A 15,187-nucleotide genomic window follows, 5' to 3' on the forward strand; every position below is an offset into this window, starting at 1 on the left:
CCAGATCGCAAAGCGCCGTCGCTGAAACAAAGAATCGCCCCCGGCAGGTGTCGCGCCAGTTGTCCTCATCCAGAGAGGATGTTTTTTGCGGCCCTTGCCGCAGCCAATCGGCCAAGGCCTTTCTTTGGCGTGGAGCCCGAAAGATTTGACGGTGGCTCATGAAGCCGTGATCACGGGGGCCGCGCATCCAGTGCGAGAACTCATCACTTTCGTCCTCGGCTAACTGCCAGTCGCTATGCGTCGATGACAGGGATTCGAGTCGGGTGCGGGCCGCTTCTCCCAGTTGGGCTCCACCCTTGTCGAGCTTTGCGAGTCGAATCCAGATGGCACGGTCGATGACGTCTGTCCGGTTCAGTATCTCGTTCTCAAGTCGGCGACTGGCTGATGCGGAAAGTTGGGCTCCGCATGCGACGAGCAGGCGCATGGCTTCTCGTCGGGTATCGCTTGACCACAAGCCTTGAGCGTTCCCTTCCAGCAGCCAATTGACCCATTCACCGTGCGGTGTGATGCACTCATAGGTTGCGGCATACAAGGCCAAGCGTTTGAAAAGTCCATAGGGCTGTCGCCACCAACCGTGTGCGATGTGGCGTGCGTGTTCACGGTCATGCTGGTAAAGAGCCAACCAAGCATCGCGCAGCACATCGACAAGGGCGAGCCAGTCTTTGCGATGCTTGTTCTGGGGGTGTGGGCTGATGGATGAAAGTTGCATGCATGAAAGTCCGTCCGGTTGCCCCAGTGCTTGTTGCAGCTCCAGCGCATCACGCAGCAGCTGTTGAAAGTTCTCGACCAGCGTGCCTTGGGCTTCTTGCCACTTTGCGGTGGCTCGGATGTTTTGCAGCCAGCCATGCACATGCTCGGTGCTGAGAACCAATTCCCCATCAAGGGTGGATGGATTGATCTTTGCCTGCATGCCATCAAGGTGGAACGCCTTACGAAGCTCAATCTTGGGTTCCAACAGCGCCCGTAATTCGTGTCGCATCGAAAGGCTCAGACCTTCTGTATCCAGCCGTTTGCCCCAGCGGATGATGTCCAAATCCATCCAAGGCGAGCGAATCTGAGTCGCAACTCGACCACTGAGCATCAGCCGCCAAAAGGTGCGCATCTGCGGGCTGGGCGTATCTTCGGATTCAGCCAACTTGTCCGCGATCAAGCCGGGCAGTTCTGGGTGCTTTTGGCCGTGTTGAACGAACCACAAGAGCAGCTTTGGATCGCCAAGATGACGTGTGAGCCAACGTTGCAGATGACCGCCTAGCGGCAGCTTTTGGCTCAAGGGTTCAAGCCATGTGAGGGGCGGGGCTGGTTCAAAACTGGCGAAGCGTTTGGCTGGTAGATCTGATCCATTACCCAAAGCCCACAACATCCGGCCGACAAAGTCATCTTGGCGTGTGCTTGCTGCCGGGTTCTTGTGTGCATAACGGACGACAAGGCGCTCCTTCCCGCGAACACCATCACGGTAAAGGGATGCCCACACATGGAGGGTCTGGTGAAGTTTTCGATGTCCGTGGGCTTCATCGTAAAAAATGGGCTGCACTTTTTTCGCGCGCCAAGCCTCACGAGCGGAATCAGTGGGTTCACCGGCCTGGTTAGCGAAGGCATACATGTTCTGTGCGCCATCCAAGGCATGCGCGGCGGTCATGTAGCGCATCACCGGGTCGTCGATGCTGTAGCCGACAAAGCAGAGCGTGTAGTCCCGTAAAAGCGTCGCCACGAATCGCGCCGCCCAGCCTTGTGTCAGATAAGCCTGCCCGAAATCACCGTCCGATAGAACGAGTCGATCCAGTTCCTGGACGGAAGGAGACGTGGACATTCGGCCATGCAGATGAACCAAACCATCCCAGTTCTGACGGGCGGGGGGCTCTGGATGGATGGTGAGCGTGTGGCCCTTCATATGGCGTTCTTGGGCCATTTCGAAGAGCGTGTCGAAGTTGGTGGTGACCAGCCTTAGCGTGCCGTTGCGATGCTTGCCGAGCGTGAGCAGTGCCAAGTGCGTGGTTAAAGCGTGAGGCTTGGATAAGTTGGGGCTCAAGAGCTTTGGTAATCCCCGCCGAACGTTCTCTCGATTGCCTTGAATACCCGCTTCAAGATGACCGATGGCCCGGTCGAGTTGCATCGTCTTGATCAGCTCATCCTCATGCTTATCAGGCTGATGGCCCACGTGCTTGTAGATGTGACGAACCAGTTCCTCGAACAAAGGAAGCCCTGCCGTACATGAAATCCCCGCCCCGCAGAAGAACACCACGCGGCCTTCTTCGTGGGCTTGGAGGAGGGCGTCAGGGATGTCGGGGCCGTGTTGAACGAATTGCATGGGCCGAGCTATCAACGCTGCAAAGAAAAAGCCCGACCGTTGCGGGTCGGGCTTTTCAAAAAGGTGGTGGAGCCGGCGGGAATCGAACCCGCGTCCGCAAGCCATCCTCAGGCAGTTCTACATGCGTAGTTCTCTGATTTGAGTCTCACGTTGCTGGCGGGCAGGAACACCCTTCAGACAACGCCAGTCACTATTTCTTGTAGACGACTGAGTGACCCCATCGCCTACCAGCCCATGTGAATTACCTCTCAGCTCTTGCGAGCCCGGCCCATCGGCCAACCGTTGAGAGGCTCACCGGTGTTAAGCGGCGAGAGCGAACGTAGAGTCGTTTGCAGTTACTTTGTTTCCAGTGGTTTTACGAGCGGACTGGTGCTCGGCATGCCCTACTCCAATTCCGCACCCACGTCGAAACCTGGTCGGCCCCAGAAGGGAGAGGCGATTCTAGTACAGCTTCAAAAGCGGCAGCAGATCGGCTGGGGTGTGGGCGATGTGCGCAGCCCCCCAAGCGTCGATGGATTCGCCCGCACCCAGGTAGCCCCAAGCAGCGGCGATGGTGGGCATGTGGGCGGCGTGGCCAGCTTGGATGTCGCGCAGATCGTCGCCGACGTAGAGCGCGTCTTGTGGGCGCAGGCCCAAGCGGCGAGCGGCTTCAAGCAAGGGATCGGGCGCGGGCTTGGGGCGCGGTGTGGTGTCGCCGCAGATGACGACGCTGGCGCGGCGGTGCAGATCCAAGGCGCTCAGCAAGGGGCTGACGAAGCGCTCGGCTTTGTTGGTGACGATGCCCCAAGGCTGGCCGTGGTGTTCGAGATGCCTCAGCACCGCGTCCATGCCCTCAAACAAACGGGTGTGCTGGGCCAAGTTGCGCTCGTAGGTGTCGAGAAACTGCTGTTTGCAGGTTTCGAAATCGTCATCCAGCATCGTGAGACCCAGCGCCACACCGAGCAAGCCCCGCGCCCCGGCACCGGTCATGGGGCGATAGAGCGCGGTGGGCAAGGGCGGCAAATATCGTAAGGCGCGCACGTGGTTGGCGGCGGCGGCCAAGTCGGGCGCGCTATCGACCAAGGTGCCATCGAGGTCGAATAAAACGGCGGGGCTCATCCGTTCAGCGTGGGCCGGTGGGCATACAACAAGTAGTTCACGCCGACATCCATCTCTAGGCTGAAGCGCTGGGTGAAGGGGTTGTAGCGCATGCCTTTGAGCTGTTCGACGTCCAGCCCGGCGTCACGGCACAGCGTGGCCAGTTCGCTGGGGCGCAGGAAACGGGCGTATTCATGGGTGCCACGCGGCAGCATGTTGAGCACGTACTCTGCGCCGACGATGGCCAGCCAAAAGGCTTTGGGGCTGCGGTGGATGGTGGAGAAAAAGACGTGACCGCCCGGCTTGACCAAGGCCGCACAGGCTTGAATGATCGAAGCCGGGTCCGGCACGTGCTCCAGCATTTCCATGCACGTCACGACGTCATATTGCCCCGGCTCAGCGTCGGCCAGCGCTTCAACGGCGATTTCGCGGTAGTTGATGTGCTCGACTTGCTGCTCCATAGCGTGCAACTGTGCCACCCGCAAGGAGCGTTCAGCCAAGTCGATACCCAGCACGTCAGCCCCTTGGCGGGCCATGGATTCGCTCAGGATGCCGCCGCCACAGCCCACATCCAACACCTTCTTGCCGGTCAGCGGCCCAGCAATCTGTTCGATCCAGCCGAGGCGCAAGGGGTTGAGTTGATGCAGGGGGCGGAACTCGCTTTGCGGATCCCACCACTTATGGGCCAGCTCGCTGAATTTGGCGAGTTCTTTGGGGTCAACGTTCGGTGAACTCATGGTCGCGCACGGGCTGGATGGCTTTTATTTGGGTGCCAATGCACCGTGGATTTCGATCTCGACCCGACGATTTTTGGCACGACCTTCTTTGGTGGCGTTATCGGCCACGGGCTTGCGTTCACCCTCACCAAAGGACTGGATCTTGTCCGCCGGTACGCCGCGTGAGATCAAGTACTGCCGAATCGACTCGGCGCGTCGCAGTGCCAGCTTGATGTTGTAAGCGTCTGAGCCATCCGAATCGGTGTGACCGTAAATGCCCACCGATTCGACATCGATGCCCTTGAGTCGTTCGGCCAGCAAATCGAGTTTGCGTGTGGCGATGCCGACAGCACTACGCTCTTCGTCATTGACGACGGTCTTGGATGTGCGCACGTTATCGATACGCAGGTCGGAGCGATCAAAGGCGAAAAAGGAATCTGCGGCGAAAACGACATGCGTAGAGCCACCACCGCCGCTGAGCAGGTTTTGGCTGTTTTTCTGCGGCGTACCTTGGGGGGCGCTGCTGCGACCTGTGCTCGGGCCGTCTGGCACGGCTGGGGCTTGCACTGCGTCGGCGGGCATTTTTTCTTCAATACGGACTTGAGCGTCCAGTGACGCCGCTTGGCCGTTGGCTTTATCCGCCGACCACGTCAGCGATGGGGCTGAGGTCAGTGCTGCCGCGCAAAGAAAAGCAAGGGGGTTGAATCGTTTCATGGAGGACTTCCTAGCGATGTCAGGGTCTCATCGACGCAGTGCGCGCCACAGCGAATTATTCATCGGCTGTGGCGGCAAACAAAACAACCCGCTGCGTTTGATCAGAGCTTGCGGGTACCGGTCACGTCAAATTCGACGCGACGGTTCTTGGACTGACCTTGCGGCGTGCTGTTGTCAGCGATCGGCTGCTTGGCGGCCATGCCTTCGGTTTGGATCAGCTTGGCGTCCACACCCTTGGCGACCAAGTACTTCTTGACCGATTCAGCGCGGGCTTTGGAGAGCTTGTCATTCATCGCTTCCTTGCCGGTGTTGTCGGTGTGGCCGGTCACGACGATCTTGTCCACCTTGACGTCCTTGAGCTTGGCGACAAGGCTGTCGAGCTTGCTCTTGGCGTCAGCGGTCAAGTCAGAGCGACCCTTGGCAAACGAGCTGTCACCTTCAAGCGCGAACGGCGCGATGGGCTTCGGTGCGACCACTGGCGCAGGTGCCGGAGCCGGAGCTGCGACCACTGGAGCCGGAATCACCACCGGAGCGGGGATGACCACGGGAATCACGACAGGAGCCGGCTTCGGTGCGGGGGCAGGAGCCGGAGCGGGTGCCGGGACAGGCGCAGGAGCTGGCTTAGGAGCCGGGGCGGGCACGGGTGCCGGAGCCGCGACCGGGGCGGGTGCGGCAGCAACAACCACAGGTGCTACAGCGCCGTCACAGGTGGCCGCAGCGGTCGCTGAGCCCCAGTTGGCATCGCGCCAGCAGTATTCGTTGGTGCCGTTGCGCCAGACGGTGCCGTCGGTAGCGCGCCAGTTGTCGATCCGGGCCGGGCTGGTCGTCGGAGCACCTCCGGTGGCGCAGGCCGTCAAAGCAAGGGCGTTCACAAGCAGCAGAACGCGGGTTTTGGGGCTCATCGTTGTCATCGTTGGTCTCCGAGAAAGGGGTGACAAAAGGAAAAAATCACAGCTGACGCGAAAAAAATACGTCTGCTGGCCAAGGTTGCGATTCTGCCACGCAGCAATTTCATGGGCCTGTCCCGCATTTGAGGGTCTGGCCTCGTAGAATCGCGAGCTCACACGCCCTCCTCCGGGTGCATGCCCGGGGGGGCTTACCGGCCATCTGGACCCGCTTTCTTCATCGCATGACCCAATTTGCCAAAGAGACTCTGCCGATCAGCCTCGAAGAGGAGATGCGGCGCTCGTACCTTGACTACGCCATGAGCGTGATTGTCGGGCGGGCCTTACCGGATGCGCGTGATGGCTTGAAGCCCGTGCATCGGCGTGTGTTGTTCGCGATGCACGAGCTCAACAACGACTGGAACCGGCCCTACAAGAAGTCGGCCCGTATCGTCGGTGACGTCATCGGTAAGTACCACCCCCACGGCGACACGGCGGTGTACGACACCATCGTGCGTATGGCCCAAGACTTTTCCCTGCGTCACATGCTGGTCGATGGTCAAGGCAACTTCGGCTCGGTCGATGGCGACAACGCGGCGGCGATGCGTTACACCGAAATCCGTTTGGCCAAGATCGCGCACGAGATGCTGGCCGATATCGACAAGGAAACCGTCGATTTCGGGCCCAACTACGACGGCTCAGAAAAAGAGCCGCTGGTGCTGCCGAGCCGCTTGCCGAACTTGTTGGTGAATGGTTCGTCGGGCATTGCCGTGGGCATGGCCACCAACATCCCGCCGCACAACTTGAACGAAGTGGTCGATGCGTGTTTGCATCTGCTCAAGGTGCCGGAAGCGACCATCGACGAGTTGATGGAAATCATCCCGGCACCGGACTTTCCGACCGCCGGGATCATTTACGGTCTGACCGGCGTGCGCGAAGGCTATCGCACCGGCCGGGGTCGGGTGGTGATGCGCGCCAAGGTGCATTTTGAGGACATCGACCGGGGCTCGCGCCAAGCGATCATCGTCGATGAAATCCCGTACCAAGTGAACAAAAAGACCCTGCTTGAGCGCATCGCCGAGCTGGTCCACGAGAAGAAGATCGACGGCATCAGTCACTTGCAAGACGAGTCGGACAAGTCCGGCATGCGGGTGGTGATTGAGTTGAAGCGCGGTGAAGTGCCCGAGGTGGTGCTGAACAACCTGTACAAGCAGACTCAGCTTCAAGACAGCTTCGGCATCAACATGGTGGCGCTGATCGACGGTCAGCCGCGCTTGTGCAACATCAAGCAGTTGCTGGACATCTTCTTGGAGCATCGCCGTGAGGTGGTGACACGGCGCACGGTGTACGAGCTCAAGCGTGCTCGTGAGCGTGGGCATGTGCTTGAAGGTTTGGCCGTAGCGCTGGCCAACATCGACGAGTTCATCGCGACCATCAAGCAGTCGCCCACGCCGCCAGTGGCCAAGGCTGCTTTGATGAGCAAGAGCTGGGATTCGTCGCTGGTGCGCGAGATGCTGGCCCGCGCGGAAGGTCATGCCTTGGGCGGGCGGGCGGCCTATCGACCCGAGGGTTTGCCGCCTTACTTTGGTCTGCAAGACGACGGGCTGTACCGCCTCTCGGACGATCAAGCCGGTGAAATCTTGCAGATGCGTCTGCAACGCCTCACCGGCCTTGAGCAAGACCGCATCGTGGGCGAATACAAGGACGTGATGGCGCAGATCACCGATCTGCTCGACATCCTTGCCCAGTCCGGGCGGGTCACCAGCATCATTGCCGAAGAGTTGACCGCGCTGAAGCTGGAGTTTGCCCAGACCAAGCTCGGCACGCGTCGTAGCGTGATCGAGCACAACGCCCAAGACTTGGGCACCGAAGACCTCATCACCCCGACCGACATGGTGGTGACGCTTTCGCACACCGGCTACATCAAGAGCCAGCCGCTGGCCGAGTACCGCTCGCAAAAGCGCGGTGGTCGGGGTAAGCAAGCGGCCACGACCAAGGATGACGACTGGATCGACCAGCTCTTTATCGCCAACACCCATGACTGGATCCTGTGCTTCAGTGATCGCGGGCGGGTGTACTGGTTGAAGGTTTGGGAAGTGCCCCAAGGCGGTCGCGCCAGCCGGGGTAAACCGATCGTCAACATGTTCCCGCTGCAAGCCGACGAGAAGATCACCGTCGTGCTGCCGCTCACGGGCGAGTTCCGCAGCTTCCCGGCTGATCACTATGTCTTCATGTGTACGGCGCTGGGCACGGTCAAGAAGACGGCGCTGGATGACTTCAGCAACCCACGCAAGGCCGGCATCATCGCGGTCGATCTTGATCCGTCCGACTACCTCATCGGTGCGGCGCTGACCGACGGTAAGCACGACGTGATGCTGTTCTCGGATGGCGGTAAGGCGGTGCGCTTTGACGAAAACGATGTTCGGCCGATGGGCCGCCAAGCGCGCGGTGTGCGCGGTATGGCGCTGGAAGAAGGTCAGAACGTCATCGCCATGCTGGTGGCGGAGGATGAGAGCCAAAGCGTGCTGACCGCAACCGTGAATGGTTTTGGAAAACGCACCTCCATCAGCGACTACACCCGTCATGGTCGGGGAACCAAGGGCATGATTGCGATCCAGCAAAGCGAGCGCAATGGCCGAGTGGTCGCCGCCACGCTGGTGCGTCCTGAAGATGAAATCATGTTGATCACCGACCGGGGTGTGCTGGTGCGTACCCGGGTGTCTGAGATCCGTGAACTCGGCCGGGCGACCCAAGGTGTGACGCTGATCGCTTTGGACGAAGGCTCACAGCTTTGCGGTGTGCAGCGCATCGTTGAAAACGATGCCACGCCTGACGCTGAACCCCCATCTGAACTTGATACATCCGGTCAAGCCGGAGGAGAAAATACATGACCATTCGCCATCTGATCACCGCCGTTGCTCTGTGTGTGTCCGCTGCGGGTGCCGCCATGGCTGCTGACGCTAGCTCAGCCGCTAAGCTGGCTTCACCGACCGACACCAAGGCTGCAACCAAGCCGGTTAAATCGTCACCGGCCAAGAAAGCTTTGGCCCAGAAGGTGCTGAAGCTTCAGCAAGCGGGCATTGAAAGCATGGCGCGTGCGCTGGTTGAAAACCCGGCCGGCGGCATGTTGCAGCAGGGCATGCAGTTTGCAGCTCAGTTGCCGGCCGAAAAGCGCGAGGCTACCGTCAAAAATCTTCAAGCGGACTTCCGTAAATTCTCGGAAGAGAACGTGCCTGTCTGGCAAAAGAAGATTGTTGAGCTGGCACCGAGCACCTTCGGCGTCATGCTGGAGGAGCGCTTCGACGAGAAGGAGCTTCAGCAGTTGGTGACTTGGCTTGAGTCGCCGGTGGCACAGAAATACCAACAGCTGTCGCCGGATATCCAACGCGTGATGGGGGATGCCTTGCTCAAGCAAATGGGCCCGGCACTTCAACCCAAACTCATGGCCTTGCATCAGGCCATGGGTGAGCATTTGGGTGTGCCGCCGGCACAGGCTGCCTCGGCGGCCTCATCAGCCGGTCCTGCCAGTAAATAAGAGGGCCATTGAGCGCATAAAGATCATGGCGAATCGCCCGTATAACTTTTCTGCCGGCCCGGCTGTTTTGCCGGAAGAAGTGCTGCGCCAGGCGGCCGACGAAATGCTTGATTGGCACGGGGCTGGCATGAGCGTGATGGAGATGAGCCATCGGGGTCGAGAGTTTCTCTCGATTTGCGAGCAGGCTGAATCTGACTTGCGCGAGTTGCTAGCGGTGCCCTCCCACTTCCGCATCCTGTTTATGCAAGGTGGGGGCTTGGGGCAGAACGCGATTGTCCCCATGAACTTATCGCGCGGTGGTGAAGTTGATTTCGTGGTGACCGGATCTTGGTCGCAGAAATCTGCCGAAGAAGCTGCCCGCTATTGCCAAGCGGGGATCGCGGCGGCGACCGAATCTGGCGCGCATCTGTCGATCCCTGACCCCAGCTCATGGGTGCTGCGCCCCCAAGCGTCGTATGTGCATCTGTGCAGCAACGAGACCATCGATGGGGTGGAGTTTCAGCAGTTGCCGGATCTGGCCGCCTTGGGCAGCCATGCTTCTTTGGTCATCGACTGTTCCTCGCACATCTTGTCCCGCCGGATCGACTGGTCACGGGTTGGGTTGGCTTTTGCTGGGGCTCAAAAGAACATCGGACCGGCAGGCTTGACGATTGTGATCGTGCGCCAAGACCTGCTGGGGCGGGCCATGTCGATTTGCCCCACCACCTTCAACTACAAGAAGGTGGCTGAGGCGGGCTCGATGTACAACACGCCCCCGACATACGCCATTTATATGGCCGGGTTGGTCTTCCAATGGGTCAAGCGCCAGGGCGGGGTGGCGGAGATGGAGCGGCGCGCCATCGAAAAATCCAACCTGCTCTATCAGTTCATTGATGCCTCCAGTTTCTACGTCAACCGGGTGGCACCCGCCGTGCGGTCACGCATGAATGTGCCTTTTGCGCTGCGCGATGAAAGTCTGAACGAGGCTTTCTTGGCCGGTGCGCGTGCCAAGGGTTTGGTGCAGCTGCGTGGTCACAAGAGCGTGGGCGGCATGCGTGCTTCGATCTACAACGCCATGCCCGTCAAGGGGGTGCGCGCCTTGGTGGCTTATATGCGTGAATTTACGGTGTCGAATGGCTGATTTGCCCATGTCCTTGCCCACGCTGGCCGAATTACGCCAGCAGATCGATCAAGTCGATGCTGAATTGCTGGCGCTGCTGAACCGACGGGCTCAGCTGGCGCAAACGGTGGGTGAGGTCAAGAAGCACGAGGGCTCGGTGGTTTTCCGGCCCGAACGTGAAGCGCAGGTCATTGATGGGCTCAAGGCGATCAATGCAGGCCCCATCAAGAGCGACAGCATTGCGCCGATCTGGCGCGAGGTCATGAGTGCTTGCCGAGCTTTGGAAACACCCATCCGGGTGGCCTATCTCGGGCCGGCGGGCACCTTCAGTGAGCAAGCTGCGTTGGGCTATTTCGGTGCCTCCATCGTGCGCGTGCCGTGCCCCAGCATCGACGAGGTGTTCCGGGCCACGACCGCCGGTGCGGCCGATTTTGGGGTCGTGCCGGTCGAGAACTCGACCGAAGGCGTCGTGGCGCGCTCGCTGGACTTGTTTCTGACCACACCGCTGTTCATTGTGGGTGAAACCAGTTTGGCGGTGCGCCACAACTTGTTGTGCAAACAAACCGGAGCGGCTGCTTTGCAAGACATCACGGCGGTGTGCGCGCATCCCCAAGCTTTGGCGCAGTGCCATGGCTGGCTCAGCACCCATTTGCCGCATGTCGAGCGTCGGCCAGTGTCGAGCAATGCCGAAGGTGCGCGTCTAGCGAGTCTTGATCCCAGTTTGGCGGCCTTGGCCAGCGAGCGGGCCGCCAGCGAGTGGGGCTTGCACGTGGTCGAGCCGGCTATCCAAGACGATCCCAGTAACCGGACCCGCTTTGCCATCGTGGCGCACCCCGAGCGTCAGGTGGTCCCGGCCGTTTCAGGGCACGATTGCACGAGTTTGGTGGTTTCGGTGGTGAATCAACCGGGTGCCGTTCACGACATGCTGGTGCCCTTGAAACATCATGGCGTCTCGATGACTCGGCTGGAGTCGCGGCCGGCGCGCTCAGGTCAGTGGGAGTATTACTTCTACATGGATCTCCAAGGGCATCCGGATCATCCTGCCGTGACAGCGGCCCTCAAAGAACTTCGGGCGGTGTGTGCTTTTTTCAAGCTTTTGGGAACCTACCCGATCGATGTTCACTGAGACCTCCAACCTCGGGATTTGCGGATAAATCAGATGTTCAAACAGCTTGGCGTCATTGGTTGTGGCTTGATGGGCGGCAGTTTTGCGCTGGCGCTCAAGCGTGCCGGGCTGGTCAAGTGGGTGGTGGGGTACAGCAAATCGCCCTCGACCACCGAGCGGGCCAAAAAGATGGGCGTCATCGACGTGGCCGCCGAGTCCGCGTTGCTGGCTGTTTCTGGTTCCGATTTGGTGTTGCTCGCGGTGCCGGTCTCGGCCACCGAGGCGACCTTCAAGGCCATTCGCCATCTGGGCGACAGCAAGACGCTGTTTATGGATGTCGGCTCGACCAAGCGGGATGTGGTCGATGCGGCGCGCCGGGTGCTGAAGGACAAGATTCGTAACTTCGTGCCTGCGCACCCGATTGCCGGCAAAGAAGTCTCGGGGGTTGAGCATGCCGATGCCACGCTTTACCAAGGCCGCCAAGTCATCCTGACGCCTTTGCAGCAGACCGACCCGGAGCAAATCCAGCGCGCCACCGATGTCTGGTCAGCCATCGGCTGCCAAGTGCTGCGCATGACGCCTGAGAACCACGACGCTGCCTTTGCCGCCGTGAGCCATCTGCCGCATGCCTTGGCCTTTGCGTATTTCAATGCCATGGTGTCGCAGCCGGCAGGGCGGGAGTTTCTCTCCTTGGCGGGTCCGGGTTTTCGTGATTTCACCCGCATCGCAGCCAGCGATCCGGCCGTTTGGCGCGACATCTTGATGAGCAACCGCGAAGAGGTGCTCAAGCAGTCGCAGCGTTTCCGGCACGCCTTGGATGCCTTTGAGCACGTGCTCAAGTCGGGCAATCTGGAAGCGCTTGAAGACTTGATCCGCCACGCTTCGACCGCGCGCGCCAGTTGGCAGATGAGTTCTCGTCCCGGCAGTCAGCGTTGACCACCTTGCTGACCGGTTTCCTCTTTGTTTTTGGCCGCACCAGGCATGTACGCGATTCCCTTTCTTGATCTTCCCGCAGTGACTTCGGCTGGCGGCTGTGTGCGCCTGCCAGGCTCCAAGAGTATTTCCAATCGGCTGCTGTTGCTGGCTGGGTTGAGTGAGGGTCAGACCGAGCTGGTCGATCTACTCGACTCGGACGACACCCATGTGATGTTGGCGGCCTTGACGGCCCTAGGCTGCGTGATTGAGCGCGAGGGGCGCATCACCCGCATCACCGGCTTGGCGGGCCGCCCGACGGTGGCAAGCGCCGATTTGTTCCTTGGCAATGCCGGGACAGCCATGCGCCCGCTAACCGCCGCTTTGGCGGTTTTGGCGGCTCGCTTGGGGGGCAACTACACGGTGCGTGGCGTGGTGCGCATGCACGAGCGCCCGATTGGTGACTTGGTCGATGCGTTGCGCGCCTTGGGCTGCGTGGTCGATTGTTTGGGGAAAGAAGGCTTTCCGCCGCTGCGTTTGGCCGGCGGCAGCCTTGACTTGAGCGAGCCGGTGCAAGTGCGCGGCGATGTGTCGAGCCAGTTCCTGACCGCTTTGCTGTTGGCGCTGCCGCTGGGGGCTGATCATGCGCCGGTGGTGATCGAGGTGGTGGGCGAGCTGATCTCGAAGCCGTACATCGAGATCACCCTCAATTTGCTGGCGCGCTTTGGTATCCGTGTCGAGCGTGAGGGTTGGCAGCGTTTCACCATTCCCGCTGGCAGCCGCTACCGCACGCCGGGCCGGGTGCATGTCGAAGCCGATGCCTCTTCGGCCTCTTACTTCATCGCCATCGGGGCCTTGGCGGCCGTGACAGAGCCGGTGCGTATCGAAGGAGTGGGGACCGAATCCATCCAAGGCGACATTCGCTTCATCGAAGCGGCCCAAGCCATGGGCGCGCAGATCACGAGCGGACCCAATTGGCTGGAAGTTCGTCGCGGCATCTGGCCCTTGCGCGGTGTTACGCTTGACTGCAACCACATTCCTGATGCGGCCATGACCTTGGCGGTGATGGCGCTGTATGCCGATGCCCCGACCGTTTTGACCAACATCGCAAGCTGGCGTGTCAAGGAGACTGACCGCATTGCAGCCATGGCTACGGAGTTGCGCAAGCTTGGGGCCGAGGTCGAAGAGGGTGCAGATTTCATTGTCATCATCCCGCCCAAACGGCTGCAAGCGGCGGCGATTCACACCTATGACGACCATCGCATGGCGATGTGCTTGTCTTTGGCGGCGTTTAATCCGCTGCTCGCGGCCCAAGGCGAGTCGGTGCCGGTGCGCATCCTTGACCCTAAATGCGTGGCCAAGACGTTCCCGGATTACTTCGAAGCCTTTTTTGATTTGGTGGCCACTGCGCCAGCGCAGATCCCCGTGCTGACTTTGGACGGCCCGACCGCGTCGGGCAAGGGCACGTTGGCGGCGGCGGTGGCCCAGCGCCTCGGCTATCACACCCTCGATTCGGGCTCGCTGTACCGCGTGACGGCCTTGTCTGCACAGATGCAAGGCGTCTTGGCCGAGGACGAAGCGGGCCTGGCCCGTGTGGCCGAGGGGCTTGAGCTGCGCTTCGAGGGCACGCGCCTCTACCTTGATGGCCACGAAGTCAGTGACCGGCTGCGCGAAGAAAGCATCGGTGTCATGGCCTCGAAGATTTCTGCGTGGCCGGCGGTGCGGTCTGCCTTGACCGATTTGCAGCACCGCTCAAGGCGGTTACCCGGCTTGGTGGCCGATGGTCGCGATATGGGCACGGTGATTTTCCCCGATGCGGCGCTCAAGGTCTTTCTGACCGCCACGCCCACAGCGCGCGCTGAACGCCGCTATAAGCAATTGATTTCCATAGGATTTCCTGCTAACCTCTCGGCCCTTCGGGCGGATTTGGAAGCTCGTGACGCACGCGATCGAACGCGCGCAGTTGCTCCCCTCCAACCCGCCGAAGAGGCGTTGTTGTTGGACAACTCGGCCCTGAGCATCGAAGCATCGGTGGATCAGGTCTTGGCTTGGTGGCAGCAGCGCCGTCCGGCGTCGTTTCAGTAACGGCGACGTGTGTGGGTCCGGTGTCCTCCTGCCGTGCCGCAAGGCATATATCGGGCACCGGTTCTTCAACCTGAACCCCCCATGGGTCCCCTTTGTGGGTGACTTGTGGTCCGTATGCCGGCATGGCCGGTTAGAAAGTTTCCGATGTCTCAAGCAGCAATGGCCGGCTCGGCCATGGAGTCCTTTGCCGCCCTCTTCGAGGAATCTCTGCAACGCGCTGACATGCGCACCGGCGAGGTCATCTCCGCTGAAGTCGTGCGTGTTGAACACAGCTTTGTGGTGGTCAACGCCGGCCTGAAGTCCGAGGCCTATGTGCCTTTGGATGAGTTCAAGAACGACCAAGGTGAACTCGAAGTCCAAGTGGGCGACTTCGTGTCGGTGGCGATCGACGCCATCGAAAACGGCTACGGCGACACCATCTTGTCGCGCGACAAAGCCAAGCGTTTGGCTTCGTGGCTGTCGCTGGAAACGGCGCTGGAATCGGGCGACTTCGTCACCGGCACCGTGTCGGGCAAGGTCAAGGGCGGCCTGACCGTGTTGGTCAATGGCATCCGCGCCTTCTTGCCGGGCTCACTGCTTGATACGCGTCCGGTCAAGGACATGAGCCCGTACGAGGGCAAGACCATGGAATTCAAGGTCATCAAGCTCGACCGCAAGCGCAACAACGTCGTGTTGTCACGCCGTGCTGTGGTGGAAGCTTCGATGGGCGAAGAACGCGCCAAGCTGCTCGAAACCCTGCGCGAAGGCGCGATCGT

General features: G+C 60.5%; 12 protein-coding genes and 1 other RNA gene. 7 read left to right on the top strand and 6 right to left on the bottom strand.

Annotated elements, in window-relative coordinates; genetic code table 11:
- The 6 genes from AC3VI7_RS09365 to AC3VI7_RS09390 form a co-directional block, all read right to left on the bottom strand.
- Positions 1-2,305 (bottom strand): SIR2 family protein (locus AC3VI7_RS09365; protein ID WP_489671479.1); only part of this gene is annotated, 2,305 nt, incomplete at its 3' end.
- Between the two features lie 64 nt (positions 2,306-2,369).
- Positions 2,370-2,729, bottom strand: a transfer-messenger RNA (tmRNA) gene (gene ssrA / locus AC3VI7_RS09370).
- Positions 2,730-2,746: 17 nt separating this feature from the next.
- On the bottom strand, positions 2,747-3,403 hold the full coding sequence (gph, locus tag AC3VI7_RS09375; protein WP_489669193.1) for a phosphoglycolate phosphatase: 657 nt from the start codon (positions 3,401-3,403) through the stop codon (positions 2,747-2,749).
- Positions 3,400-4,119: a bifunctional 2-polyprenyl-6-hydroxyphenol methylase/3-demethylubiquinol 3-O-methyltransferase UbiG gene (gene ubiG / locus AC3VI7_RS09380; RefSeq protein WP_489669192.1), complete on the bottom strand. Its 720-nt coding sequence runs from the start codon at positions 4,117-4,119 to the stop codon at positions 3,400-3,402. Before ubiG ends, gph begins: the two co-directional genes overlap by 4 nt.
- Before the next feature lie 24 nt (positions 4,120-4,143).
- Positions 4,144-4,812 carry an OmpA family protein gene (locus AC3VI7_RS09385; RefSeq protein ID WP_489669190.1) on the bottom strand — a complete coding sequence of 223 codons (669 nt, stop codon included), beginning with the start codon at positions 4,810-4,812 and terminating at the stop codon, positions 4,144-4,146.
- Positions 4,813-4,913: 101 nt separating this feature from the next.
- On the bottom strand, positions 4,914-5,723 hold the full coding sequence (locus tag AC3VI7_RS09390) for an OmpA family protein (protein WP_489669189.1): 810 nt from the start codon (positions 5,721-5,723) through the stop codon (positions 4,914-4,916).
- A gap of 218 nt (positions 5,724-5,941) precedes the next feature.
- On the opposite strand from AC3VI7_RS09390, the gene gyrA reads away from it, so the two are divergent.
- From gyrA to AC3VI7_RS09425, 7 genes are all read left to right on the top strand, one after another.
- Positions 5,942-8,587, top strand: coding sequence for a DNA gyrase subunit A (gene gyrA, locus AC3VI7_RS09395; RefSeq protein ID WP_489669188.1), 2,646 nt, complete (start codon positions 5,942-5,944; stop codon positions 8,585-8,587).
- The gene (locus AC3VI7_RS09400) at positions 8,584-9,231 is read left to right on the top strand and encodes a DUF2059 domain-containing protein (RefSeq protein ID WP_489669187.1); all 648 of its coding nucleotides are present in this window, start codon (positions 8,584-8,586) and stop codon (positions 9,229-9,231) included. Before gyrA ends, AC3VI7_RS09400 begins: the two co-directional genes overlap by 4 nt.
- A 25-nt stretch (positions 9,232-9,256) precedes the next feature.
- On the top strand, positions 9,257-10,351 hold the full coding sequence (gene serC / locus AC3VI7_RS09405; protein ID WP_489669186.1) for a 3-phosphoserine/phosphohydroxythreonine transaminase: 1,095 nt from the start codon (positions 9,257-9,259) through the stop codon (positions 10,349-10,351).
- A 7-nt stretch (positions 10,352-10,358) separates the two neighbouring features.
- Positions 10,359-11,456, top strand: coding sequence for a prephenate dehydratase (pheA, locus tag AC3VI7_RS09410; protein ID WP_489669185.1), 1,098 nt, complete (start codon positions 10,359-10,361; stop codon positions 11,454-11,456).
- Between the two features lie 33 nt (positions 11,457-11,489).
- The gene (locus AC3VI7_RS09415) at positions 11,490-12,371 is read left to right on the top strand and encodes a prephenate dehydrogenase (RefSeq protein WP_489669184.1); all 882 of its coding nucleotides are present in this window, start codon (positions 11,490-11,492) and stop codon (positions 12,369-12,371) included.
- Between the two features lie 45 nt (positions 12,372-12,416).
- Positions 12,417-14,432: a bifunctional 3-phosphoshikimate 1-carboxyvinyltransferase/cytidylate kinase gene (locus AC3VI7_RS09420; protein ID WP_489669183.1), complete on the top strand. Its 2,016-nt coding sequence runs from the start codon at positions 12,417-12,419 to the stop codon at positions 14,430-14,432.
- 144 nt (positions 14,433-14,576) lie between these two features.
- The coding region (locus tag AC3VI7_RS09425) for a S1 RNA-binding domain-containing protein (protein WP_489671480.1) at positions 14,577-15,187 on the top strand (611 nt) is incomplete at its 3' end.

Source organism: Leptothrix toolikensis (SeqCode), assembly GCF_057922285.1.